The sequence below is a fragment of the Acinetobacter baretiae genome (assembly GCF_015627105.1).
Classification (GTDB): Bacteria; Pseudomonadota; Gammaproteobacteria; order Pseudomonadales; family Moraxellaceae; genus Acinetobacter; species Acinetobacter baretiae.
On sequence record NZ_VTDM01000005.1, the window covers coordinates 15,507 to 41,446 of the forward strand.

General features: G+C 38.0%; 27 protein-coding genes. 16 read left to right on the forward strand and 11 right to left on the reverse strand.

From position 1 onward, the window contains the following. The first annotated feature begins 2 nt into the window (after positions 1 to 2). From tolQ to pal, 5 genes are all read left to right on the forward strand, one after another. Positions 3 to 701: a protein TolQ gene (tolQ, locus tag I2F17_RS02365; protein ID WP_196422033.1), complete on the forward strand. Its 699-nt coding sequence runs from the start codon at positions 3 to 5 to the stop codon at positions 699 to 701. After that, positions 701 to 1,138, forward strand: coding sequence for a protein TolR (gene tolR / locus I2F17_RS02370; protein WP_196422032.1), 438 nt, complete (start codon positions 701 to 703; stop codon positions 1,136 to 1,138). The genes tolQ and tolR overlap by 1 nt, the downstream gene beginning before the upstream one ends. A 3-nt stretch (positions 1,139 to 1,141) precedes the next feature. Beyond that, on the forward strand, positions 1,142 to 2,695 hold the full coding sequence (gene tolA, locus I2F17_RS02375) for a cell envelope integrity protein TolA (protein ID WP_211139003.1): 1,554 nt from the start codon (positions 1,142 to 1,144) through the stop codon (positions 2,693 to 2,695). Between the two features lie 89 nt (positions 2,696 to 2,784). Next, on the forward strand, positions 2,785 to 4,071 hold the full coding sequence (gene tolB, locus I2F17_RS02380) for a Tol-Pal system beta propeller repeat protein TolB (RefSeq protein ID WP_211139004.1): 1,287 nt from the start codon (positions 2,785 to 2,787) through the stop codon (positions 4,069 to 4,071). An 18-nt stretch (positions 4,072 to 4,089) separates the two neighbouring features. Beyond that, positions 4,090 to 4,668, forward strand: coding sequence for a peptidoglycan-associated lipoprotein Pal (pal, locus tag I2F17_RS02385; RefSeq protein ID WP_211139005.1), 579 nt, complete (start codon positions 4,090 to 4,092; stop codon positions 4,666 to 4,668). 45 nt (positions 4,669 to 4,713) lie between these two features. Here pal and I2F17_RS02390 read toward each other — a convergent pair whose 3' ends face one another. Beyond that, positions 4,714 to 4,902, reverse strand: a complete 189-nt coding sequence (locus I2F17_RS02390; RefSeq protein ID WP_196422028.1) for an NF038105 family protein — start codon at positions 4,900 to 4,902, stop codon at positions 4,714 to 4,716. Positions 4,903 to 5,087: 185 nt separating this feature from the next. On the opposite strand from I2F17_RS02390, the gene I2F17_RS02395 reads away from it, so the two are divergent. From I2F17_RS02395 to I2F17_RS02415, 5 genes are all read left to right on the forward strand, one after another. Next, positions 5,088 to 6,059: a class 1 fructose-bisphosphatase gene (locus I2F17_RS02395; RefSeq protein WP_196422027.1), complete on the forward strand. Its 972-nt coding sequence runs from the start codon at positions 5,088 to 5,090 to the stop codon at positions 6,057 to 6,059. 64 nt (positions 6,060 to 6,123) lie between these two features. Then, entirely contained in the window at positions 6,124 to 6,900 is a 777-nt protein-coding gene (locus I2F17_RS02400; RefSeq protein ID WP_196422026.1) for a TrmH family RNA methyltransferase, read from the forward strand. Positions 6,901 to 7,026: 126 nt separating this feature from the next. Next, positions 7,027 to 7,650, forward strand: coding sequence for an RNA polymerase sigma factor (locus I2F17_RS02405; protein ID WP_235985041.1), 624 nt, complete (start codon positions 7,027 to 7,029; stop codon positions 7,648 to 7,650). Then, a complete protein-coding gene (locus I2F17_RS02410) occupies positions 7,643 to 7,975 on the forward strand; it encodes a hypothetical protein (RefSeq protein WP_196422024.1) in 333 nt (110 codons plus the stop codon). The genes I2F17_RS02405 and I2F17_RS02410 overlap by 8 nt, the downstream gene beginning before the upstream one ends. After that, positions 7,965 to 8,363, forward strand: a complete 399-nt coding sequence (locus tag I2F17_RS02415) for a DUF3106 domain-containing protein (RefSeq protein ID WP_211139007.1) — start codon at positions 7,965 to 7,967, stop codon at positions 8,361 to 8,363. Before I2F17_RS02410 ends, I2F17_RS02415 begins: the two co-directional genes overlap by 11 nt. 287 nt (positions 8,364 to 8,650) lie before the next feature. On the opposite strand, the gene I2F17_RS02420 is transcribed toward I2F17_RS02415, so the two are convergent. Both I2F17_RS02420 and cxpE read right to left on the reverse strand, forming a co-directional pair. Continuing rightward, positions 8,651 to 9,361, reverse strand: coding sequence for a DnaA ATPase domain-containing protein (locus I2F17_RS02420; RefSeq protein ID WP_196422014.1), 711 nt, complete (start codon positions 9,359 to 9,361; stop codon positions 8,651 to 8,653). 2 nt (positions 9,362 to 9,363) lie between these two features. Next, the gene (gene cxpE, locus I2F17_RS02425; RefSeq protein WP_211139008.1) at positions 9,364 to 10,554 is read right to left on the reverse strand and encodes a chloramphenicol efflux transporter CxpE; all 1,191 of its coding nucleotides are present in this window, start codon (positions 10,552 to 10,554) and stop codon (positions 9,364 to 9,366) included. A gap of 132 nt (positions 10,555 to 10,686) precedes the next feature. Here cxpE and purM point away from each other — a divergent pair, with 132 nt between their 5' ends. Both purM and purN read left to right on the forward strand, forming a co-directional pair. Then, complete coding sequence (purM, locus tag I2F17_RS02430; RefSeq protein WP_196422012.1) at positions 10,687 to 11,757, forward strand: phosphoribosylformylglycinamidine cyclo-ligase; 1,071 nt, start codon at positions 10,687 to 10,689, stop codon at positions 11,755 to 11,757. Further along, positions 11,754 to 12,389 carry a phosphoribosylglycinamide formyltransferase gene (purN, locus tag I2F17_RS02435; RefSeq protein ID WP_196422021.1) on the forward strand — a complete coding sequence of 212 codons (636 nt, stop codon included), beginning with the start codon at positions 11,754 to 11,756 and terminating at the stop codon, positions 12,387 to 12,389. The genes purM and purN overlap by 4 nt, the downstream gene beginning before the upstream one ends. Positions 12,390 to 12,424: 35 nt before the next feature. On the opposite strand, the gene sppA is transcribed toward purN, so the two are convergent. Further along, on the reverse strand, positions 12,425 to 13,444 hold the full coding sequence (sppA, locus tag I2F17_RS02440) for a signal peptide peptidase SppA (RefSeq protein ID WP_211139009.1): 1,020 nt from the start codon (positions 13,442 to 13,444) through the stop codon (positions 12,425 to 12,427). Between the two features lie 129 nt (positions 13,445 to 13,573). Here sppA and I2F17_RS02445 point away from each other — a divergent pair, with 129 nt between their 5' ends. Further along, a complete protein-coding gene (locus I2F17_RS02445) occupies positions 13,574 to 14,530 on the forward strand; it encodes a lysophospholipid acyltransferase family protein (protein WP_211139010.1) in 957 nt (318 codons plus the stop codon). Here I2F17_RS02445 and I2F17_RS02450 read toward each other — a convergent pair. The 4 genes from I2F17_RS02450 to I2F17_RS02465 all read right to left on the reverse strand — a co-directional run bounded on the left by I2F17_RS02450 (position 14,519) and on the right by I2F17_RS02465 (position 19,540). Further along, complete coding sequence (locus I2F17_RS02450; RefSeq protein WP_211139011.1) at positions 14,519 to 16,936, reverse strand: DNA internalization-related competence protein ComEC/Rec2; 2,418 nt, start codon at positions 16,934 to 16,936, stop codon at positions 14,519 to 14,521. The genes I2F17_RS02445 and I2F17_RS02450 overlap by 12 nt on opposite strands. 83 nt (positions 16,937 to 17,019) lie before the next feature. After that, positions 17,020 to 17,703, reverse strand: a complete 684-nt coding sequence (gene lolD / locus I2F17_RS02455; RefSeq protein WP_211139012.1) for a lipoprotein-releasing ABC transporter ATP-binding protein LolD — start codon at positions 17,701 to 17,703, stop codon at positions 17,020 to 17,022. Next, positions 17,696 to 18,931 carry a lipoprotein-releasing ABC transporter permease subunit gene (locus tag I2F17_RS02460; protein WP_196422007.1) on the reverse strand — a complete coding sequence of 412 codons (1,236 nt, stop codon included), beginning with the start codon at positions 18,929 to 18,931 and terminating at the stop codon, positions 17,696 to 17,698. Before I2F17_RS02460 ends, lolD begins: the two co-directional genes overlap by 8 nt. A gap of 135 nt (positions 18,932 to 19,066) precedes the next feature. Continuing rightward, positions 19,067 to 19,540, reverse strand: coding sequence for a YaiI/YqxD family protein (locus tag I2F17_RS02465; protein ID WP_196422006.1), 474 nt, complete (start codon positions 19,538 to 19,540; stop codon positions 19,067 to 19,069). Positions 19,541 to 19,745: 205 nt separating this feature from the next. Here I2F17_RS02465 and I2F17_RS02470 point away from each other — a divergent pair, with 205 nt between their 5' ends. Both I2F17_RS02470 and I2F17_RS02475 read left to right on the forward strand, forming a co-directional pair. Further along, positions 19,746 to 20,690, forward strand: coding sequence for a hypothetical protein (locus I2F17_RS02470; protein WP_407926540.1), 945 nt, complete (start codon positions 19,746 to 19,748; stop codon positions 20,688 to 20,690). Positions 20,691 to 20,735: 45 nt separating this feature from the next. Next, positions 20,736 to 20,879, forward strand: coding sequence for a hypothetical protein (locus I2F17_RS02475; RefSeq protein WP_196422005.1), 144 nt, complete (start codon positions 20,736 to 20,738; stop codon positions 20,877 to 20,879). 36 nt (positions 20,880 to 20,915) lie between these two features. Here the strand turns inward: I2F17_RS02475 and serC are convergent, their stop codons facing one another. The 3 genes from serC to mtgA all read right to left on the reverse strand — a co-directional run bounded on the left by serC (position 20,916) and on the right by mtgA (position 25,038). Beyond that, complete coding sequence (serC, locus tag I2F17_RS02480) at positions 20,916 to 21,995, reverse strand: 3-phosphoserine/phosphohydroxythreonine transaminase (protein ID WP_211139013.1); 1,080 nt, start codon at positions 21,993 to 21,995, stop codon at positions 20,916 to 20,918. A 159-nt stretch (positions 21,996 to 22,154) separates the two neighbouring features. Beyond that, on the reverse strand, positions 22,155 to 24,257 hold the full coding sequence (gene ppk1 / locus I2F17_RS02485; protein ID WP_196422003.1) for a polyphosphate kinase 1: 2,103 nt from the start codon (positions 24,255 to 24,257) through the stop codon (positions 22,155 to 22,157). A gap of 106 nt (positions 24,258 to 24,363) precedes the next feature. Then, entirely contained in the window at positions 24,364 to 25,038 is a 675-nt protein-coding gene (gene mtgA / locus I2F17_RS02490; protein WP_211139048.1) for a monofunctional biosynthetic peptidoglycan transglycosylase, read from the reverse strand. 75 nt (positions 25,039 to 25,113) lie between these two features. Between mtgA and I2F17_RS02495 the strand changes: the two genes are divergently transcribed. Next, entirely contained in the window at positions 25,114 to 25,914 is an 801-nt protein-coding gene (locus I2F17_RS02495) for a rhomboid family intramembrane serine protease (protein WP_196422002.1), read from the forward strand. Positions 25,915 to 25,940 lie beyond the last annotated feature (26 nt).

Sequence of the window (25,940 nt, forward strand, 5' to 3'; positions counted from 1 at the left end):
TTATGACAACTTCTAATCCAACATCATTACACATCAGTGATCTTATTTTACAAGCAAGCCCTGTTGTTCAAGCTGTGATGCTCATTTTGTTATTTGCATCACTTTATAGTTGGTATGTGATTGCAAAATTATCTATGGGGTTCAATAAAGCCCTAAAACAAGATGAACACTTTCAAAAAATCTTTTGGTCTGGTGCTGAGATTAATACTCTATTTCACAATGCACAGCTCAATTCAACACGCCATGGCCTTGAAGATATTTTTTATGATGCATACCTTGAATTTACCAAATTACAAAAAAACACAAGTACAATTGCTCAAAAAATAGATGGTACAGAACGCATACTTCATGTTGGACTTTCAAGAGATCAAAGTCGTTTAGAACATGGGCTCAGTGGCTTAGCAAGTATTGGTTCAGTTGCCCCATATATTGGTCTATTTGGTACAGTATGGGGCATTATGAATGCATTTATTGGTCTGTCAGCCGTGGAGCAAGTCACACTTGCAACCGTTGCTCCAGGGATTGCAGAAGCACTGATTGCAACAGCCATAGGACTGTTTGCTGCCATTCCTTCTGTACTTGCATTTAACCGTTTTAGTACAAAAAGTGAGGCCATCTACTCAGATCGTGCACTTTTTGCAGAAGAAATGATTACTGTATTACAGCGCCAGTCCATAGAAGCGACAAAGGATAGTGAATAATGGCCATACAGCGTTCAGGACGTTTCTCTCGTATCAAAAAACCACTCAAAAGTGATATGAATGTCGTTCCGTATATCGATGTAATGTTGGTGCTTTTGGTTATTTTTATGGTAACAGCGCCTATGATTACAAGTAGTATAAAAGTTGACCTACCAAAGGCGAGTTCACAACCCTTTGAGGCAAAGTCTCCACCTGCGATTGTTAGTTTAAATGATCAAGGAGAATATTTTTTACAATATGCTCAATATAAAAACCAAAAAATGTCACTTGAATCTTTAAAAACAGCTTTAGCGAATGAGCAAAGTCAGCAACAACAGCTGACTGTATTAATCAATGGCGCACAATCGAGACCTTATGGTGACGTTGTAGCACTCATGGCATCTTTACAAGGTGCTGGCCTAACCCAAGTCGGTTTACTGACAGACCCTGTTAAGTAGTGTATGAAAAAATTTCAACCGCATAATGTTCATCAAGACCATTTCAAAGCCCTTGGTTTTACACTAGGGATACACGTTATTGCACTTACAGGCTTACTCTTTTTAGGTACAACCCCACCCCCAAAGCCACCACAAGAAATTAAAACTTTTTTAGTCAGTACAGATCAAGTTACACTCCCCGACAATACCTCGGGAAATACACCAATAACACCTGAACAGTCACCTGAAAGTCAAAATCAAGTCATGACGGAAAGTTTAGCACTCGCAGCAACCCAACAAGCCAACCTTGCAAAGCAAAAAGCAGAAGCGGAAGAAAAACGCCATGCTGATGCAGAGGCTAAAAAACAAGCGAGTCTCGCAAAGCAAAAAGCAGAGGCGGAAGAAAAACGTCAAGCTGATGCAGAGGCTAAAAAACAAGCTAACCTTGCAAAACAAAAAGCAGAGGCGGAAGAAAAACGCCATGCTGATGCCGAGGCTAAAAAACAAGCGAGTCTCGCAAAACAAAAAGCAGAGGCGGAAGAAAAACGCCATGCTGATGCCGAGGCTAAAAAACAAGCGAGTCTCGCAAAGCAAAAAGCAGAGGCTGAAGAAAAACGCCATGCTGATGCCGAGGCTAAAAAACAAGCCAATCTCGCAAAGCAAAAAGCAGAGGCTGAAGAAAAGCGTCAAGCTGATGCTGAGGCTAAAAAACAAGCTAGTCTCGCAAAACAAAAAGCAGAGGCGGAAGAAAAACGCCAAGCTGATGCCGAGGCTAAAAAACAAGCCAATCTTGCAAAACAAAAAGCAGAGGCTGAAGAAAAACGTCAAGCTGATGCCGAGGCTAAAAAACAAGCCAATCTCGCAAAGCAAAAAGCAGAGGCTGAAGAAAAGCGTCAAGCTGATGCCGAGGCTAAAAAACAAGCCAATCTTGCAAAGCAAAAAGCAGAAGCGGAAGAAAAACGCCATGCTGATGTAGAGGCTAAAAAACAAGCCAATCTTGCAAAGCAAAAAGCAGAAGCGGAAGAAAAACGGCAGGCTGATGCTGAGGCTAAAAAACAAGCTAATCTTGCAAAGCAAAAAGCAGAAGCGGAAGAAAAACGCCATGCTGATGCTGAGGCTAAAAAACAAGCTAATCTCGCAAAGCAAAAAGCAGAAGCAGAAGAAAAACGCCATGCTGATGCTGAGGCTAAAAAACAAGCCAATCTTGCAAAACAAAAAGCGGAAGCAGAAGCAAAACGGCAGGCTGATGCCGAGGCGAAGCAAAAAGCTGAAGCCGAAGAAGCTGCAAATAAAAAAGCGGAAGCAAAACGAATTGCATCAGATGCAAAAAACCAATTTACCAAAAAAATAGAAAGATCTTGGGATGTTCCTCCTGGTACTCATGGTAAAAAAGCCAATGTACGTGTCACCCTAACTAGCTCAGGACAAGTCGCATCAGTATTAGTCACATCAAATGATCCAGACGTAAAAGCCAGTGTTGAAGCGGCCATCAGACAAGCAGCACCGTATCCAATGCCATCGGATCCAGATGCACGGCGTGAAGCACAAAATTTTAATGCAACATTTACAGCACAGTAACACTTTACTCAAACCATCTAGGTTAAATTAGTACGCATTATCATGCTATTTTGGCCTATGTTTAACCTTTGTTATACGTGAAAATAATTATGGAAATGAACCGTAAACATTTAACAGCAATTCTATTGGCACTATCATGTAGCTCAATCATTGCAACCTCGGCACAGGCTCAATTACAGTTAGAAATTGCAAAGTCACCAGATGCAAGTGCACCTAAAATTGCGATTGTTCCATTCGATAGTGATGAAAAAATTTATACTATTGTAGAAAGTGACCTCAACCACTCAGGAAAATTTACGAGTGCATCAAAAAATCTACCAGCCACCTCTACACTCAATAGCATTGATGCAAATAGTTGGGCCAATGCAAGTGTACCTTACGTTGTGGTGGGTAAAGTAAGCCAACCTGACCCAAATAGTTATCAAATTCATTACCAATTATTTGACGTAGAAAAAAAACAATTTCTACTCAATGAGGTATTAACCGCACCTGTATCGAGAATACGCCAAGCAGGTCACACCATTAGCGATGCAATTTATCAGGCACTCACAGGCATACAGGGAAGTTTTAGTGGGAAAATTGCTTACGTCTTACGTAACCCCAATGTGCCAGATCAACGCTATACCCTACAAGTGGCCGATACAGATGGGGAAAGACCAATTACAGTACTTGCATCACACTACCCGATCTTATCTCCAACATGGACACCTGACGGAAAATCTATTGGGTATGTTTCATTTGAAAGCAAACGCCCACGTATTTATTTACAAGATTTGTCTACAGGTCAAAGACAAGTTCTCACCAGTTATCCGGGACTAAATGGCGCACCTAGCTTTTCACCCGATGGTAAATCCATGCTATTTACAGGCTCTATGGATGGCAACCCTGACATTTACCAAATGAACTTAGAAACTCGTCAAATTGAACGTCTGACTAAAGATACCGCAATAGATACAGAAGCAAGATATGCACCTGATGGTAAATCATTTATTTTCACTTCTGACCGTGGCGGTTCACCACAAATATATCGCTATACATTTGATAATGCCACTGTTCAGCGCCTCACGTTTAGAGGAACATTTAATGCACGCAGTACGCTAAGTGCAGATGGGCGCAAACTTGCAATGGTCAGTCGTCAAAGTGGAAGTAGCTTCAAAATTGCCATACAAGATCTCAACTCTGGCGTATATAGTGTAATCACACCCACGACACTCGATGAATCTCCAAGCTTTTCTCCAAATGGGCAGATGGTTGTATATGCCACACAAGAAGGAAATCGTGGCCTATTATCGATCGTATCACTCAATGGACAATTTAAAATGAACTTGCCAAGCGAACAAGGTGAAGTCCGTGAACCTGCTTGGGCCCCTAAATAAGATGATTGGAGTCACCAAATGAATACAAAGTACCTCATTGTACCGTGCATCATGTCAGCACTAGTATTTACAGGCTGTGCAACACGTAAACCTGCCACACAAACGGTTACACCTATGGCAGAAAGTCAAACACAAACACCTATGGCAGTAAATACCAATGGATTAAGCGATGATGCAGCCCTCGATGCTAAAAACTTAAAAGGGGCTTCTTCTAAAGGAGTAACTGCAGAAAATAAAGCCTTTTTAGCCAATCGTGTTGTACATTTCGACTATGATAGTAGCTCAATTTCTCAAACAGATTATCAAACACTTCAAGCTCATGCACAGTTTTTACAAGCCAATCCAAATTCACATGTAGCTTTAGCAGGCCATACAGATGAAAGAGGTACACGTGAATACAACATGGCGCTCGGTGAAAGACGTGCAAAAGCAGTTCAAAGTTACTTGATTTCTATTGGTGTTCAATCTAACCAACTTGAAGCCATTAGCTACGGTAAAGAAATGCCTGTTAATTCAGCGCACACTCCTGAAGCATGGGCTGAAAATCGCCGTGTAGAAATTAATTATGAAGCGGTGCCACCACTACTTCTTCCTTAATCGTTCAAAAAGATGCTCTATAAATAGAGCATCTTTTTTTATCCCTCACTTTAATAAAGTCATCTTTTCGCAAGATTGCAATGCTTCAATTAAATCATGTTTATTATATTGTTTGTATTGAGGGTTATTTATCTCGTAGTCGGCCCAAGCTTGCCTACTTGATTCTTCAGAAATCTCACTGATATCTAATGATTCTGTTGCTGTGGGCATTTCATCAAAGTTTTTTGTTGTCATCTGTGCCACCTTACAGTCAAACTTGTTATATAATAAACATAGCACGTTCTTAGCGTATTGTAAGCACTCATAGAACAAACATGCCTGTTCATCGTTATAAAAACTTTACACGATCACGTTTTATCTATAAAACATCAGCTCACTATTCTGCTAAGAAAAAACTGTACTTTTCGGAGCCTCTTGTTATGTCGAACACCACCTTGTCCCAATACTTACAACAACAAACGGGAAAAATACCAACCGAACTCGCTGAGGTAATTAATGCTATTGCTACCTGCTGTCATATTATTGACTACAATCTACAACAAGGTGCAATTGCAGGAATTTTGGGCAGTGCTGAACATGAAAATGTGCAAGGTGAAACTCAGAAAAATTTAGATATTTTTTCCAATGAACAATTCATCAATGCATTACAAAAACACCCTCATGTTGGTGGTTTTGCCTCAGAAGAACTCGAAGAATTTTTACCAGCTCAAACCAACGGTGAATATTTGGTGTTATTTGACCCACTTGATGGATCGAGCAACATTGATATTAACATGTGTGTCGGTAGTATTTTTTCTGTTCTTCCTTCAAAAAATAAAGTCACTCAAGCCGAAGACTTTATGCAACCTGGTACAAACCAAGTTGCCGCAGGCTATGTCATGTATGGCCCATCAACCATGCTCGCACTTACCTTTGGTGCAGGTGTTATTTTATTTACGTACGATATTGACGTAAAAGCGTTTGTACTCACTCAAGAAAATATTACGATCCCACGTCAAACACAAGAATTTGCGATTAACTCATCAAATCATAGACATTGGGAAAAACCCGTTCAACGCTATATCTCAGAACTTCTTGATGGCAAAACAGGTGTCAGAGGGAAAGACTTCAATATGCGTTGGATTGCATGTATGGTCGGTGATATACACCGTATTCTTAGCCGTGGTGGGGTCTTTATGTACCCATTCGACCTAAAAAACCCAGGTAAGCCAGGTCGTTTACGCCTCATGTATGAAGCCAATCCAATGAGTATGCTCATTGAACAAGCAGGTGGTGAATCTACCACAGGCCGTGAACGTATTATGGACATAGAGCCTACTGGTTTACATCAGCGCGTGCCTGTCATTTTAGGAGCAAGTGATGAAATTGAGCTTTTAAAAAGCTACCATTAATCCTTTCTCACAATTTACCACCCTAGTACAAAACAAAACGTTTTGTACTTTTTTGGCGATGAACATGTCTATAATTTACCTCGAGTCGAAAGACAACCCAAAGATTAAGCACCTACGTGCACTCATTGAACAAAACAATTACCGAAAAAAGCAACAGCAAACCGTTTTAGAAAGTACGCATACTTGTCTTGCTTGGTTACAAAGCGGACAAAAAATTCATGCTTTTTTTACAACAGAAATTGCTTTAAAACATCAAGATTTACAAGATATTCAAGCTTTACACACAGGCCATATTTTCATCATTAGCGAAGTGTTGTACAAAAGTTTAAGTATATTGGGCACGACCCTTGCGTGTTTAGCAGTCATTGATATTCCTAGACACAATCAAACGATCAACTACAATATCGACACGTTAATCCTTGATGACGTACAAGACCCAGGCAATGTAGGTACATTATTGCGCTCTGCAGCTGCTGCTAATATTAAACAAGTGATTTGTACACCAGCTGTTGCATCACTTTGGTCTCCTCGTGTTTTACGTGCGGGTATGGGCGCTCATTTTTCTGTATGTTGTTTTGAACGTGTAGACTTAACCAACGTCTTACCACAGTTTCAAATTCCAATTTACGCAACCAGCTCTCATCAATCTCATTCATTGTACGAAAAAAACCTGACAACGCCGTGTGTTTGGATTTTAGGTAATGAAGGTCAAGGAATATCAGAGTACGCCTTGGCTCATGCACAAGCACTCACCATCCCTCAGCCGGGCGGACAAGAATCACTTAATGTGGCGATTGCAGGTTCCATTTGCTTTTTTGAAATGGTCAGACAGCGCCTATAATCACGATCATTTTTAGCGTATGACATAAAAAAGTGATATATGATGTCAACCGAATTTAACCATTGTACGTTATAGTCATAAACAATGGTTAAAGGTAGGTATTCGATGGCAGGATTATTAATATCCATGGATCTAGTACCCAAAAATACGCAAGCACATAGCAGGCATACATTGGTGACAAGTCGTGAGCAGCGCCTCAGTGCATTTATGCAAGATGTCAGCGGCCGTGCTTTAATTATGATGGAGTCTGCAACAAAAAATCCAGATGTTGCGATGGATTTAGTACAAGAAGCTTTTATTTCACTTTATAAATCTTATGCGCTCAAATCTACCCAAGAGTGGTATGCTCTTTTTTATACCATCTTAAATAATAAACTTTATGATTGGAAACGCAAAGAACAACGAACAGCTATACCCTTTTCATTTTTCAAAAAAAAATATGCTGAGTTTGACGATGATCCAATCGAAGAACACATCGTAGATGATTACCACATCGACCCTGCAGAACTCATTAGTCAATACACTACAATCAATGATATTAAACAGGCCATTGAAAAACTACCAACACGGCAACAACAAGCATTTATGCTCAGAGCATGGGAAGGTTTTGACACCAAAACAACTGCAGAAATTATGCAATGTAGCGAAGGTAGCGTAAAAACACATTACCACCGCGCAACACAAGCTCTACAACACATGTTGAGCCATTTGAATCCATATCATCAAAATCAAGGTATGACAGATGAGTAAAAATCTATTTGAGCAAAAAATAACAAAGAAATTAAACGCTCTGGCAGATCAACACCCAAGCACACCACAGGTGATTTCACATGTGCTTGAGCATATTCAAGATCGTAAAAAACCTAAAAAACAAGTATGGAAAGTCACAAGTCTTGCCTTTGCAGCCGTGCTAGCGAGTGTTGCTATCACACCAAACATTTTACAGTTTATGAATAAAAATGATGAAACCACACAAACCGTGATGGCCACTTCAGATAAACTTTCTCCACAAATGGTTGAAGATTTAGAAATGGTTATGGTTTTTGGAGAAAATGTGCCTCGTCATGGAAGTTAAAAAAATTACTCTTGCCATCATCAGTGCTGCTTTTTTGCAAACAAGTTTTGCAGGTTTTTGGCCGTTTTCTTCTCATCTTTCACAATCAAATGTAACCAATAGTGACGATTGGAGTGAATTAAGTGCCACTCAACAACAAGTGTTATTGCAACATTATCAAAACTTAAAAGATATTCCTGAACAACAACGAACTATACTTCAACAAAAAATGGAATGGTTTACTCAACTTTCTGAAGAAGAACAACAACGCCTACGTTTAGCTTGGCAACATATGAATACACAGCAGCGCTTGCAACTCAGAGATCAAATCGAACAAGCGAAAACAAAAGAAGAACGTGACCAAATTCGGCAGCAATATATCGAAAAATATACACCGACTATGCCATAAGCCAATATTTCTTATAAAGCATCTTAATCATGAATAAGTATTTTTAATATCTTATTATCATCAAGACACATTTAAGCTTCTCTATTAAAGATATAAAAGCTTAAATGTGTTATTGGTACACCTTAAATGCCATTTATTTGATGTTCTAATATGTAGTTGTAGTTGTATCGTCAAATCACTCAAAACCACATACACGTAAAAATTACCAAATAAGGCTTTAGTAAGATTAACTGTATGAACAATTAAATGATTTCACCGCATCATTCTTCATGGTTTATGTAAGTTCATTAAGCTTGTTTATATTCATCTATTAGTGCATAAATTTGTTTTAGTGTTGCAGTCGATAATTTTGTTTTTTCACCGCGTAAAACCCCTTCTAGTCGATCTAGCATTTGTAATAACAACGAGGTTTGGTATGGCCCATAATCTAACAAATAATCAATAATTTGTGGGTCTAAGACCACTCCACGGCGTGAAAGCACAGACTCGACCAGTGCAACACGGTCGGCATGTAAACTCCCATTTGGCAATCGAACACTTACCGCTTGAGTTAATCTTGACTGTAAATCAGGTAATTGTAATTTAAGAGAAATAGGCGCTTCTCTAGATGAAAAAATAAGTTGACCACTAAACTCATGATGATGATTAATTAAGTGAAAAATCGCTTTTTGCCAGCCAATAACACCACTAATCGCCTCAATATCATCTAAAGCGACCAAGTCATAATGCTCTAAAGCACTTAAAGCCTCAATCGGTGCATCTAACAATTCCAATAAAGAAACTTGTATGGCTGTTCGTCCTGTTTCTAAATATAAATCACAAATCGCAGATAATAAATGACTTTTTCCTGTTCCTGCTTCACCGTATACGTATAAACGATCAACTAAACCACTATGCAACTGACGAATAACATCAACGACTCCAGCCCAACTTGGGCCAGAAAAATCACTGATGCATGCATCGAGTTGTGGTTCAATATGTAATTGTAATTGTCGCATAACTATTTTTCATCTTGGTCGGCATGTTGCTTCGGTTGCTCAGATGTTTTGACCTTAATATCTACATCGAGATGCTCTGACTGAACTTTCACAGCTTGTGTATCATCTAAATCGTTTAACCCATACCGTTCACCATACAGGTTAGAATTTTCATAAAAATCACGGATATGTTTAAGTAAAACCACGATTACAGCAGCAACAGGAAGTGCAATCAACATTCCTAAAATACCACCAAGTTGTGCCCCTGCCAAGACCGCAAAGACCACAGCAACAGGTGACAAGCCTATTTTATCACCTAATAGAAATGGCTGTAACACATAACCTTCTATCGCTTGGCCAATCATAAAGACCACACCGACCAGTAATAATTGTGTCCAATCTAAACCAAACTGAAAAAATGTCGCAGCCACCGCAGAAATAATACCCACTGCAAAACCAAGATATGGAATAATGCTTGCAAGGCCTGCCACCATACCAATAATTAAACCAACCTCTAAACCAATTAACTGTAATCCCACGGCATATACTGTACCTAGTAAAATCATCACTAAAAATTGGCCTTTAACAAAAGCACGCAATACAGCATGACACTCAGAAACGATTTGCAAAGTGAGTTTTTCATATGGTCGAGGAATCAAACGATGCATCTGCTGAAGCATACGTTGCCAATCTAATAAAAAGTAAAATGAAATAATTGGAATAAGAACGACTGTACCGCCAAGTTGAATAAAATTTAACCCCGATTGCGCCAAGCGTAATAATAGAGATTGAATACTGTCTACACTATAATTGGTTTGGATATACTGCATTAAAGTATCAGAAATTTGATTTGCATTAATCGCCATCGGTTCTAGTTTAAAAGTGTGTGTGATCCAAGGCAAAGCCGTATGATTTACCCAATAAATCACGCCCGGAATACTATCTCTAGCATAGACAATTTGCTTCCACGCCAATGGAATAATATACCAAACGGCTAAAACTAAACCGACACCAATACCTAAAAAAACCAATGTGGTTGATAACCACCGAGGTAGTCCGATTCGTGTTAACTTATTGACTAAACCACTAAACAAATATGCAATAAAAAATGCAGCAACAAAAGGAATCACAACAGGTTTAAGTATAAAAAGCAACCAACCTAGAAGTGCTAAGCCAATGAGAATAAAAATTCTACCTAATGTACGATCTACCATGACCCTTCGCCTATTAAATTTATTCACGATTTATAATGATAATTAAGTTAAAGATAACATTTTGTTGGATAAATAACATAACAGTTTCGTATATAGGTTATAATCGGCACGGCAAAGCGGAGACTTCTATACATGAGCAACTCGACTTCTAATCCAAACACCAGTTTAAGTTATAAAGATGCAGGCGTAGACATTGAGGCAGGTGATGCCCTCGTCAGTCGCATAAAATCAGTCGCAAAACGTACTACTCGCCCAGAAGTGATGGGGGGTCTTGGCGGTTTTGGTGCACTATGCAAAATACCTAAAGGTTACGAATCACCAATTTTAGTTTCAGGTACAGATGGCGTAGGTACAAAATTACGTCTTGCACTCAATCTAAATAAACACGACACCATTGGACAAGATCTTGTTGCAATGTGCGTCAATGATTTATTGGTTTGTGGTGCTGAACCTTTATTTTTCTTAGACTATTATGCAACAGGTCATTTGAATGTTGATGTAGCTGCAGATGTGGTTACTGGCATTGGTAAAGGCTGCGAATTAGCAGGCTGTGCATTGGTTGGTGGTGAAACTGCCGAAATGCCGGGTATGTATGAAGGCGAAGATTACGATCTAGCTGGCTTTTCAGTCGGTGTTGTTGAAGAAAGTAAAATTATTGATGGTCGCCAAGTCAAAGCTGGCGATGTGCTGATTGCTGTCGCTTCATCTGGTGCTCACTCTAACGGTTACTCATTACTACGTAAGATTTTAGATGTAAAAAATGTTGATCTTACGCAACAAATAGATGGTCGCACACTGTCTGATGTCGTCATGGAACCTACACGTATCTATGTTAAACCTGTACTAGAACTCTGTAAACAAGTACAAGTACACGCAATGGCACATATTACAGGGGGCGGTCTACCGGGTAATCTACCTCGCGTCTTACCTAATGGTGCACAAGCAGTGGTCAATGAATCATCTTGGCAATGGCCAGCATTGTTTCAACTGTTACAATCAGAAGGTAACGTTGAACAATTCGAAATGTATCGCACTTTCAACTGTGGTGTAGGTATGGTGATTGTTGTCGATCAAAATGATGCAGACAAAACGATTGATATTCTTACGGCTCAAGGTGAAAAAGCATGGGCACTTGGATATATTCAAGAAGATGCTGCCTCTATTGAAGGCGCAGATGAAAAAATTCGTGTGATTTTTAAATAATGAAAATTGCTGTACTGGTTTCAGGACACGGCAGTAACTTACAGGCTTTGATTGATGCAAATCTGTCAGGTCAGATCGTTGGTGTCCTCTCGAACAAGCCTTCTGCTTATGCATTGCAACGCGCACAAGCAGCGGGTATTCCAACTCGCGTCATTGAACATTCAGACTATGTTCATCGCGCTGAGTTTGATCAAGAAATACAGGCTCAGTTGCTCGAATGGCAAGCTGATTTAGTGGTACTTGCAGGATTTATGCGAATATTAAGCCCTGAATTTGTGATGCAATGGGAGGGGAAAATGTTAAACATTCATCCCTCATTATTGCCTAAACATAAAGGGATGCATACTCATGCTAAAGTCATTGAGGCAGGTGATACACAACATGGTTGTACTGTTCATTTTGTTACAGCACAACTAGACTCAGGGCAATCCTTAGCACAAGGAGTTTTGGACGTTCAAAAAAACGATACCCAAGACAGTTTAGCTCGCCGTGTGCATCAACTAGAACATATCATTTATCCTATGGTCGTAGAGTGGTTTTGTAATAAAGACCTTATATACCACCCTAAAGAACATGTTCAACTCAAAAAACAACCTTTAAATCATCCCATTCAAATATACGAAACAGCATAAAAAAAGCGCATCAAATAGATGCGCTTTTTTTATTTCTAGTTTAATTTTAGTTCTTGCTGAGTGCCTAAATGTTGCTCTACAGACTCACTAAAGCCTTCTCCAATTTTAGTACCCATCTTTCCAAAAACTGATTCTAATGGGCTGTATTCTACAGTGTAATTTACTGTTTTACTCAAATCAAGTTTACGCATCAATGTGGTAATATTACCTGCCTGATCGGCTAGACCCAAATGAATGGCTTGCTCACCCGTCCAAAATAATCCAGAAAATATTTTTGGGTCTGCATTTTTCAAACGCTCTCCCCGACCCTGCTTCACTGCTTGAATAAAATGCTCATGCACATTATCTAGAACCGATTGAATATGCTCTCTTTGAAGATGATTAATCGGCTTAGTCATGCTTAAAATATCTTTATTTTCACCAGATGTCATCGTACGGTCTTCAACACCCAATTTTTGTGCCAACCCACTGACACCATAATTTGGCATAATAACACCAATTGAACCGACCAAACTTGAAGGGTTTACCCAAATTTCATTGGCTGCCGATGCAATATAATATGCGCCCGATGCACCCATATCACCAATCACAGCATATACTTTCTTATTAGGATATTTTTGTTCCAAATATCTCACTTCTTGCCAAATATTATCTGACTCTACAGGTGAACCACCCGGTGAGTTAATATTTAATGCAATCGCTTTACTGTTTTTTGCTTCAAATGCTTGTCGTAATGCTTTAATCGTATCTTGACTATTTACATCTTTACTATTGGAGCTAATCGTACCATTAATATCTACAACGGCCAAATGACTCACACTAGATGCTTTTTCCGAATCAGTCGGATTAACAGAACATCCTCTAAATAAACCAAGTAGTACAAGTAATGTGATCACAAATGATAGAATTTTAAAGAAAATACCCCAACGCCTTGCACGGCGCTGTTCTTGTATAGAGGATAAAACAACTTCTTCTAACAGTTTCCATTCCTTGCTTTTATTTTGGTTAACATCTTGAGGTGCCGGGTTGTTTGGTTTTGGTGGCCAATCAGACATACGTTGCATCCAAATCATTAAAAGTTATTTTATTATATACTCTCAGCGCACAAATATTGTCTAAATTCAATATTTTCCACTATAATCCACACCACTTAAAAAAAGACACTCTTGTGCTTACGCCATTCCATGCCTAATACTCGCCCAAACATGCAATCTACGATGTATCGTATGCTAAATTTTATAAGCAAACAACCACTGCAATTGACACGTATTTTTGCACGTTTGCTTGCCTCGATTACATACCGTACACCACTTGTAAAAGCGGCACAAGTAACCACTTTAAATATCAATATTGCATTGCCTGAATATACAGCACAAGAACGACAAGCGATTGTAAAAAAATCTATTCAAAATGAACTCACCTCATATTTTGAATTTTTTAATATTTGGGGCTCAAGTCAGGAAAAAAATATTCAGCGTATTCATCAGGTAGAAGGAAAATCTCTTTTTCAAAATGCGCTTGCTCAACAAAAAGGCATCATTTTGATTGTGCCACATTTTGGTACGTGGGAAATTATGAACGCATGGTGTGCTCAATATACCCAAATGACCATCATGTATAAACCCATCAAAAATAAAGATGCCGATATTTTTGTACGGCGTGCACGTAGCCGTGAAAATGCAACACTTGTTCCGACGGATGAAAGTGGTATTCGACAGGTTTATAAGGCACTCAAACGCGGTGGAACCACAGTCATACTACCTGATCACACACCACATTTAGGTGGTGCAATGGTAGATTACTTTGGTGTTCCTCTTGCATCAAGCCACTTAACGGCTAAACTGATTCAAAAAACCGAAGCCACTGCACTTTTTCTCTATGCCATTCGTAACGACAATGCAGGATTTGACCTTTATATTCAAGCTATGCCTGAACAAATTTATCAGTGTAGCGACAATAAAGGTACGCAAATTATTCATCAACACATTGAAAGATTAATTCAAACGCATCCAGAACATTACCACTGGAGCTATAAACGTTTTAAGGCACATCCTGATTTACATAATATTTATGACATTTCATCACAAGAAGCTTTAGAAAAAGTAAAGCAAGTCCGATCCGACCCTCAACTACCGCACTAACCAAAGTTTATGTTTTCGGTATACATCTGTCGTTAATATACCCTGATCATTAATGGTTAAATCAATTGTTCCTGTATCACGAGTCACCATAAGTGGAATATTCAATTGCTTTAAACGCGCTTGAACTTCAACATGTGGATGGCCATAACGATTCATATAACCTGCTGATGCAATCGCCATTTTGGGTTGATAATGTCGTAAAAACGACAAAGACGAACTATATTTACTACCATGATGACCCAAAACTAAAACGTCTACCGCTAGGTTTGGATATTTGATCATTAAATCACGTTCAGCGAATTCACTCGTATCACCCATAATGAGAATATGCTTAGGCCTACCTTGTTTGGGCTGATACGTCAAATAAACCACACAAGAATACTCATTGCTCATTTTTTCAGCGTCTACTAAATTTTGCACTAGAGGCCATAAAATATCTATAGTTAAATCATTAAAAATATCTCTTTGCCCTGCATGGCAATAAGAAAACGCAGTATGAGAATTTAAATGATCAGGACGTTGATTACTGCGAAGCATGTTTATCTTCATATGTTGTTGTAATTGCTCAAATGCACCACTATGATCTACATCTAAATGTGTTAGTAGTACTTGATCTAGCTCAGATACTCCTTGTTTCATTAAAAATGGGATTAATAGTGCCTTTGCTAAACTAAAAGATGATTCATTAATATGTCCACCTGTATCAATCATCATTCTTTGTTGTGATGTATTCACAAACACTGCTTGTCCTTGTCCTACATCTAAAATGCTCAGTAAAAAAGGAGTGTTTTGTTTCGTCGGTAAATATAATGCAATGATGCACGGTACTATGTACCATCTTGGCAGCACACCTTTAGGTAATAAAAGTAACAAGACAATTACCACTAAAATTAAAATTTTCCACCCTGTTAATGCATAATATTGTGGTTGAATCCCAAAAGATTGTAGGTACGACAACATAAAAATTAAAACAGATACAAAATGATCAACAACCCCAAAAAACCATAAACTCAGTGTTGGGCTCAACCCATAAATACAAGCAGAAAAAATATTTAAAGGTACAATTAAAATACCAATCAATGGAATAGCGACTGCATTTCCCAATGGAGCTAACCAAGACATTTGATGAAAAAACCATAATGTGATGGGTGTTAAAGCCAAAAAGATATATAACTGTGAATAGAAAAAATGATAGATCAAATGCTTGAAACGTTGAATGATTGATACATGCTCTAGCGTCTCAAATTTTTCATAAATAAAAAGAAGTACAAAACAAGCAGTATAAGACAACCAAAATGCAGCGGATAATACACTTAATGGCTCAATAAGCAAAAATATACTGGCACTTAGTAATGTTAAAAGAGAGGCAGAGATACGATATTTAAAAAATGAAAATATGCTAAATAGTATGACTGTTGTTAATGTTCTTAACGCAGGAATTTCAAAACCAACAAACCCACTATACAATAAAGTACCCAATAATAATGGGATAGATAACACATATATTTTAGGCCATTTAAGGTATAAACTTGGACATAACCATATGATTATGTAATGACAAAAGATGGACAATAGCATAGCAAAAACTAAAACATGTGGCCCTGAAATTGCCAATAAATGTTGAATTCCTAAATATTGAAATAATTGCTTGGTTTCTGGTGAAATTAAACTCTCATCTGCACTCAATAAAGCCAACATGAGGCCTGCATGTGTAAAGTGCTGTTGAGCAATAAAGTGGCGATATTCTAGCCTTTTATGTTGTAGAAATAATAAAAATCGTGGCCAAAGTTGTTGTTGCTGAATAAAAAAATGGCGATACAGCATCTCTGATTTTAATTGAAAAAGACTAGCCTCTTCAAATGATTCAACATGTAGCTTCCCCATGACTCCTTGTTGCAATGCCCACTTTTCTTGCTCAAAAGCATATGGAACAGCATAACCATGAACGGGATATACCTTACCTTTCACCCAATAATAATGACCCAAACGAAAGGGATTTTTTGAAAATTTCTTTTTAGGTAATGTAGCATCCCACACAGCAGTGGTCTTTAATGTAGGATTAAAAACAAGCATACGCTGTTGTATACTTTGAGCATTTAATTCATCTATGTGTTTAACATAAATTAAAACACGTGTGTCTTGTGCAATGAGCACACGGTCTTTTAACTGTATGCTGAGTGAATACTGAGCATGCCACATAGCGACAATAAACGTGCTAACGTAAAAAATACTACGTGCAAGCCCATATTTCAAAACATGAATTTTCTTAAAAAAAACAGCAATACCATATACACACAAGCCCATCACAAACAAGTAAATAAGCTGTATTGGTGCTAAAAAAGCATCGCTATTTTCCCCAACAAAGGCATGCCCTAAAATCCATGCTAAAAATACAATATATAACATATAATTATAATTCGTAGGCTCACTCTATGAGCTGAATGTTTGATTAACGTGTCAAGTCGCTATTCAATCAGACATTATCGCACCTATGCTTTCACCCAATACCCATCTTCCATATGTAAAATACGATCTGCTGATTGTGCAAGTGCTTCATCATGCGTAACGATTAACATTGCCATATCAAGTTCATGACGTAATTCATTAAGCAACTCAAAAATACTGGTCGCTGTTTTACGGTCTAAATTTCCAGTCGGTTCATCTGCTAACATCACTTTAGGTTTGGTAACCAATGCTCGTGCTAAAGCTACGCGTTGGCGTTCCCCACCCGACAATTCACCGGGCTTATGGGTTAAGCGATGAGACAACCCTACCCTTTCTAATAAAAAATGTGCTTCTGATTTTACCTGAGCAAAACGTGTGCCATTTCTAAGCATTAAGGGCATCGCTACATTTTCTAGTGCCGTAAATTCAGGTAACAAATGATGAAATTGATAGACAAAACCCAAGTATTGGTTTCGTAAATGACCTCGCTGTGTTTCGTTTAATGCATCAAAACGTGAACCGTTGAGTTGAACTTCACCTGATGTGGGTAAATCTAACCCACCCAACACATGTAGTAACGTACTTTTTCCTGACCCACTTGCCCCAACAATCGCAACAAATTCACCTGCATGTACTTGTAAAGATAGTTCTTTCAACACATGAACACTATTTTTACCTTCATTAAATGTTTTAATGACATTTTTTGCTTCTAAAACTACACTACTCATAACGTAATGCCTCCGCAGGCTGTACTTTTGCTGCACGTAAAGCAGGGTAAATGGTGGCCAAAAAACTTAATATAAAAGACACAGATACAATTAAAACAACATCTTGCCATTTCAAATATGATGGTAAATAGTTAATAAAATATGCATCAAATAAATGCCAACCAAGGCGTGTATTGAGCCAATCTACAATTTGACTCACACTTGTAGCTAAAACTACACCAATAATTGCACCAGCTAACGTTCCAACCACACCAATAATTGTGCCTTGTACCATAAAAATGCGTGTAATTGTTGCAGGTGATGCACCTAATGTACGCAAAATTGCAATGTCGGATTTTTTATCTGTAACAACCATGACCAATGATGAAACAATATTAAAAGCCGCAACCAAAACAATTAAAAATAGCAACAAACTCACCATCGCTTTTTCCATTTGTATGGCACTAAATAAGTTACCGTGCGTATATGTCCAATCCGAAGCATAAAAACCCATCGGCAGATCATGTAAAATCTCTTGACTCACTTGAGGAGCTAAAAATAAATTATCTAACTTCATACGAATACCTTGTGCTCCATCAGGTAGTCGTAACAATGTTGAGGCATCATATAAATTGATATACCCCATACTAGAATCAACCTCAGCACCTATGCTAAAAATACCAACAATTTTAAAACGTTTAAAACGAGGTACTACCCCTGCAGGTGATGGTGTAGCTTCTGGTAAAACCAACGTGACGCTATCATTTAAACTTAAACCTAATGCATCTGTCAGTTGCTTTCCAAGTACAATACCAAACTCACCTTTTTTTAAAACATCGATACTACCTGCAACCATATGATTTTGAATAATAGAGACATTTTTTTCATATGTCGGTTCAATACCAGATACCATCAAACCAGAGACTTGTCCTTGTGCAGTCAACATTCCCTGTAGCTGAGTAAAAGGAGCAACCCCTGTCACATGTTTATGTTTAGAAATATCTTCTGCAAGTTTTGGCCAGTCAGTAATAATTTGACCTGAAGATACGGTAGCTTGTGGAACCATGCCAAGCACACGTGTTTTTAACTCACGATCAAATCCATTCATGACAGATAACACGGTAATCAGTACTGCAACACCCAGCGTTAAACCAATCATAGATGCTAAGGCAATAAACGAGATGAAATGATTACTACGTCTAGCACGGGTATACCTTAGACCGATATACAATGAAATAGGTTTGAACATAAGATTTTATTCCAATTTTTATAAAATAACAGTGCACAAGTATGGTATGAGCGATAGTATATTGATTTTTCTAAAATTTAAACCGCAAAACAGGCGCAAATGGTAAGCAACTGTATCGCAGAAGTGACGAAAAAATTATACCGATTTAACTTTACGTTTTTGGCGTAAAATGGTTTGGTCTAATGCACTTGAAAACTCACGTTTATCTTTTTCACTTAAAGGTTTTGGCCCACCGGTTTGAACGCCTGCACCCCGCAACGTGTCCATATAATCTCTCAAGTGCAAACGTGCTTTAATATTCGCTACCGTATAAATTTCACCACGAGGATGAATCGCAACCCCACCTTTTTCAATAACTTCAGCCGCCAAAGGAATATCTTGTGTAATCACAATGTCGTGCATCGTCATTTGTGCCACAATTTCCTTATCTGCTTGATCTGCACCACTCATCACCTGTAGAGATTTTATTCGTACAGATGGCGCAATTCCTAATGCTTGATTCGCCACGAAAATGACCTCAAGTTGGTAACGATCAGACGCTCTAAAAATAATTTCTCTGTAGATTCGAGGTAATGCATCTGCATCGACCCATAATTTAAAATTCAGCACACATCATCATCTTAAAGGTAAACAAGCCAACATTGTAACAAACAACGTAAGCGACAATGTATTTGCTTTAAATTTTGATGCGCTAACTGCCATAAAATGTATAAAAAAAGACCGATTAATAAGGCAAATCACAATACTTTATGCAAATATTCACAAATAGACTTGAAAAAGCCATTCATCTACACGATAAAAGGACATAAGATCAATGTATGAAGTCTTAAATATGCAAAACAATAAACCAGAAATTATTGCCATCGAAGACCAACACTTTGGTAGTCATGTCGAACACTGGAGTCTTCTTACTGAAAACCCAACACAAACGGTACCTCAATGGCTTGGTCAAGCACTAGACCAACCAGATATGCCGATGGGATTATGCCAACAAGAATCAGAGATCGACCCTTCAACGTGGCTTATTCTCGGCCCTAAAAAAAGTGTTATTCAATCGGCTCAAGTCATCGCTGTGGAAAATAATCAGCCTCGTGCTGTCAAAACAGCGTTTCCAACTTTTTCTAGTCCGTATAAAACAACTGCAACAATTGACCGAATCATCTGCTCTCAATCAGAGAGTCAAGCCGTTTTATCTCTAAACATTAATAACTCTACATTGTATGCGTTTGACAGTTTATATAGTGTCAATAAAAATCAATATCAAGCAGATCAAAAATATGCTGTAGCACTTTCTGCATGGTCATATGAACTAGAAATTGTAGATAAAAATGAACACATTGTGGTCGATGACCCTGCATCTATTCAACATCACCGCGCACTTAATGCGATTTTAGAAGCAAATCAGGGCGTTGCTCCAGATAATCTACAAGAACAAATTGATGCTTGGGAACCAAAAACTGAAGAAGATAAAGCTCCATTAAAAGTTGATTTTTCTAAAATGGTTGCCTATTTACATGGAGAGAATTTAGGCCAAGAAGATGAAGCATGGTTTCAAGGTCAAATTGTTGGTAAAAGCACAACGACTTTTCAAGAGCAGACGTACACATTATATGATGTGACCATACTGCTTGAAGATCATGCTGAAGCAACCCTAATTCGTATTGCTACACAACATTTGAGTGACCAAGACTACCAAATTGGTCAATATATTCGGGGCAACGTATGGATTCTGGCCAATATTTATTCTACAATAAAGTAAAAATCATGAACATATAATAATAATTGTATGACTTGGAATTGCTGAATGAAAATGATGCCCGAACAAATGACAACACTCACAGAACAAAGAGCCCAAACAAAGCTAAAAATAGATGCAGGTGCGATCTGCTTCTTTTTATTGGGTGTATTTTTAATTGCATTTCTATTGCACCACGTTTTTACGATTTAAAATACATCATAAAAACGTGGCATAATCACAGCATACTTAACGGTGTGCTTGTGCAAACTTGTCCATAAATTCAACTAATGCCTGTACAGCCTCTAAAGGTACTGCATTATAAATACTTGCGCGCATACCACCAACTGAGCGATGTCCTGCAAGATTTAATAGATGATGCTCTTCGGCCTGCTGTAAAAATAAAGCCTCTAAACTCTCATTGACCAATGTAAATGGTACATTCATAAGTGATCTATGTGCTGGGGCAATTGGGTTATTATAAAAATCGCTTTGATCAATATAGTCATATAGATATTTTGCTTTGGCTAAATTTTGCTGATAAATTGCATCAACTCCACCTTGCTCTAACAACCACTCAAATACTAGACCCGCCAAGTACCAAGAGTACGTTGCGGGTGTATTTAGCATAGACTCATTCGCTGCTTGGTTGGCATATTTAAGCAAAGATGGAATTTCAGGTTTTGCTTGATCTAATAAATCATCTCGTACAATGACAATTGTTAATCCAGCAGGACCAATATTTTTCTGTGCGCCCGCATAAATTAAACCAAACTGAGAAACATCAATCGGGGCAGATAAAATGCTTGATGATAAATCTGCAACAAGTGGTGCTGTTGTTTGAGGAATCGTTTTAAATTGTAAACCACCAATCGTTTCGTTTTCGCAGTAGTGTACATAACTTGCATCTGTCGAAAGAGGCCAAGATTCTGTTGGAAGAATCGCCATTTTTCCATCGATTTCAGCAATCGCATCAACTACATTCACTTCACCATAACGCTTGGCTTCTTTAATGGCTTTTTCTGACCAAATGCCCGTTTTGATATAGTCAGCTTTGGCATTTTTGCCAAAAAAATTTAACGGAATGGCTGAAAATTGTAAAGTTGCTCCACCTTGTAAAAACAAGACTTTATAATTTTTAGGGATATTTAACAGTTGGCGTAAATTTGCTTCTGCTTTTTCGGCAACAGCCACATAGTCTTTACTACGATGGCTCATTTCCATAATAGAAACACCTGTACCCTGCCAATTTAACAGTTCACGCTGTGCTTTTTCTAAAACAGCAGTAGGCAATGCAGCTGGGCCTGCACAGAAGTTATACGCGCGCATGATATTTCCTTTAATCTGAGCATAAATAAAAAAACAACAACACGCATTTAATCATAGAATAAATAAACGTGCAGTAATTAAAAACACGAAGATTTGATCTGTTGCCCATAGGGTAGATGAAATATGAGCTTTTCTGATCTATTCACCTACCCTTTAAGATTAACGGTAGTATTCAAGCAAAATTTCTTGTGAATTATGAGCCACTTCATCTTCTTTTTTCACAACATGTACCCAAGAACCATCGCCTTTTAATTCCCAAGCACGCTGATTATCTTTTAGATAATTAATAAACCCTTGCTGATAGATGACTTTACGCAATGCAGGATCTTCAACAGGAAAGCAAGCCTCAACTCGGTTAAATAAATTACGATTCATCCAGTCTGCACTTGAACAATAAATACGTGCTTGTCCTAAATTACTAAAATAAAACACACGTGTATGTTCTAAAAAACGACCAACGATAGAACGTACTTTAATATTATCAGATAAGCCTGGTAAACCCGGACGTAAACAGCAAATTGAGCGAATAATCAGATCAATTTTCACACCTGCACTTGATGCTTCATATAATTTATTAATCAATTGCACCTCAGTGAGTGCATTCACTTTAATAATAATGTGAGCTTCTTTACCTGCTCGAGCATGCGTAATTTCATCATCGATGCAAGTAAGTAAGTGGCTATGTAACGTAAATGGTGCATGGTAAAGTTTTTTCAACTTTGCCATTTTCCCCATTCCTGTAAGTTCTTGAAAAATACGATGTACATCTTCACATAATTCTTTACCTGTCGTCAGCAAGCCATAGTCTGTATACATACGAGCATTACCTGCATGGTAATTTCCTGTACCTAAATGTGCATAACGAACCAATTTATTATTTTCACGGCGTACAACTAAAATCATTTTTGCATGTGTTTTATAGCCAACAATGCCATATACCACCACAGCACCTGCCTCTTGCAATAAATTGGCAACCGCGATGTTCGACTCTTCGTCAAAACGTGCACGCAATTCAATCACTGCTGTGACTTCTTTGCCATTTCGAGCAGCCTCTGCAAGCACTTGCACAATTTCTGAATCTGGACCACTACGGTACAATGTTTGCTTAATTGCTAACACTTTAGGATCTCTTGCAGACTCACGTAATAACGTAATTACAGGTGCAAATGATTCAAATGGATGATGGAGTAAAATATCTTGCTTTTTCATTGCCGCAAAAATACTTTCTGATTTCTTTAAAATTTTGGGTATTGCTGGTGTAAAAGAGTCATATTTTAAATGCGGACGTTTAAAATTCGATACCAAACGTGCTAGATTTACAGGGCCATCAACTTTATATAACTGATCAAAGGAAAGTTCAAACTCATTGAGCAAATATTCATAAATATGTTTTGGACAACCTTGAGTCACTTCTAAACGTACTGCACGACCAAAACGTCTTGAACTCAGCTCCCCTTTTAGTGCAATGGCAAGATCTTCTACATCTTCATTCAGCTCTAAATCTGCATTACGTGTTACCCTAAACTGATATGAGCCTGTTGCTGTCATGCCTGGAAACAGATCAGATACATGTTCATGGATAATCGCTGAAAGCATCACATGATGTTCTTTACCATCTGTAAGCTCGTCAGGCAATCGAACAACACGAGGCAATGAACGTGGTGCAGGCACAACTGCCAAATCAATTTGGCGACCAAAAGCATCTTTACCATCTAAGGTAACAATAAAATTCAAGCTTTTATTCACTAAACGAGGAAATGGATGTGCAGGATCTAAACTAATAGGCGTAAGTACAGGTGCAACTTGTTCTTGGAAATATTTTTTAATCCACACCGATTGAGCAGGCGTAAGCTCACCACGGCGTAAAAAGCAAATGTCTTCATGTGCAAGCTTAGGTAAGATTTCTTGGTTTAAAATACGATATTGGCGTTCAACAGCCTCATGTGCTGTTTTAGAAATTTGATCTAAAACCTGTTTTGGCGTGAGGCCATCGGGCGTATGGCTTTCATTACCCAATGTGAGCTCTTCCATCACACCTGCAACACGAATTTCAAAAAATTCGTCTAAATTACGAGAAAAAATAAGTAGAAAATTTAAACGCTCAAGTAACGGATGCGATGGATCAACCGCTTGCTCTAATACTCTCAAGTGAAAATCTAAAATAGACAGCTCGCGATTAATATAACGTGCATTATATGCATAATCTGGTGCAATCGCATTGATTTGCTGACCAGTCGTTAATACATTTTCTTCAGTGCTCATACAGCCTTCCATCTTAAGCCTTTTTTAATTTATGTCATATTATGAATGATATTTATGGCAATTTGATAAAATAATGCTTAAAACACATTCAAACTTCATCTTTATTTTACGGAATCTGACTTGAACCTATATACTTAGTAATAAATCTTTGCCTAAACAGAAATTTAGCATCATTTTTGTGCCTTTGATAATACTTAGGGTTCGGCAATAATGCAGCTAAAAATATGGCCTGACGTTGGGTTAAATGCCGACTACTACAATTAAAATAGTGCTGTGAGGCCGCTTCAATACCATAAATACCGTTGCCAAACTCTACCGAATTTAAATACACTTCTAAAATACGCTGTTTAGACCATATTTGCTCCATCATGACAGTAATGATTGCTTCTTGTGCTTTTCGAATGTAACTACGTTGATTATATAAAAAGAGATTTTTCGACAACTGTTGAGTAATCGTTGAACCACCAGCCACGACCTCGCCATTTTTTTCATTTCTAGCCAATGCACTGTGTACACCATTCCAATCAAAACCATGATGCTGAATAAATTTACCATCTTCTGATGCAATCACTGCTTTTTTAATGGCAGTACCCATCTGTTCGTCACTGATCCATTGATGTTGAAGGTTAAGTTCACTATTTTGCAATAATGCAATACGCATAAACATGGTAGTTTCTACAGGATGACTTTTCCACCAATATAAACTACAAATAATCCATATTTGTACCAATAAAAACAACGTCAATACCATAAAAATAAAACGTGACAATATGACCTTGATCAATCCAACTTTCTCCTCAGAGCCTGTTCTGTTAAGCTGATCATATTCGATATTAGCAAAATACAGTAATTAAAAATGCAACAACCTTTATTTTACCGTAGCAAAATTAACGTTCATTTATGGTGGCTCAGCGCTTTACTCATTCTGATCAATGTTTTGTTGTATTTATATCAAATTAGCCATGGTGTAGACAGTTCAGAACCCACCTTTTTTGATGCAATTCAATGGGGCGCAGACTACCCTCCTTTAACATTACTTTCAGATCCAAAACGTCTGTTTACGGCTCTTTTTTTTCACTTCGGATTTATACATTTGGCTTTAAATATGTGGGCATTGTATGTGTTTGGACAAATTGCTGAACAAATTTATGGCCGTGTCTATTTTGGGCTTATTTATTTTTCCTCAGGTATTTTTGGCAATTTAATGACCGATGTTATCAGCATATATAACAGCCACATTGCCATTACAACACAGCAATTTTCAAGCAATCTGTTACCGCATATCAGTGCAGGTGCATCAGGATCTGTTATGGGACTTGGTGGTGCACTCACCATATTGGCATATTTACCACAACACGCATCTTATCCGTTTGTTTTAAGTAAAAGATCATTAATTACCCTTATGCTACTTAATTTAGCCATAGGTATTTTTACACCTAATATTAACAATACAGCTCACATGGCTGGTTTTGCAATGGGTGCAGTGCTTACTCTCGTATGGTATTTTACACAACAAAAAATAAATCGATATAGTGCTCATTTATGCGGTTTTACTGTGGCTTTCGCTCTATGTTTTGGTCTCTACTTTTACTGTATTCAGTATAGTCAAACCGTGATTGATTTGTGGCAAACACTCTCAAAACATGCACTGTTATAAAGGTATTTTATGTACATAGTGATGAT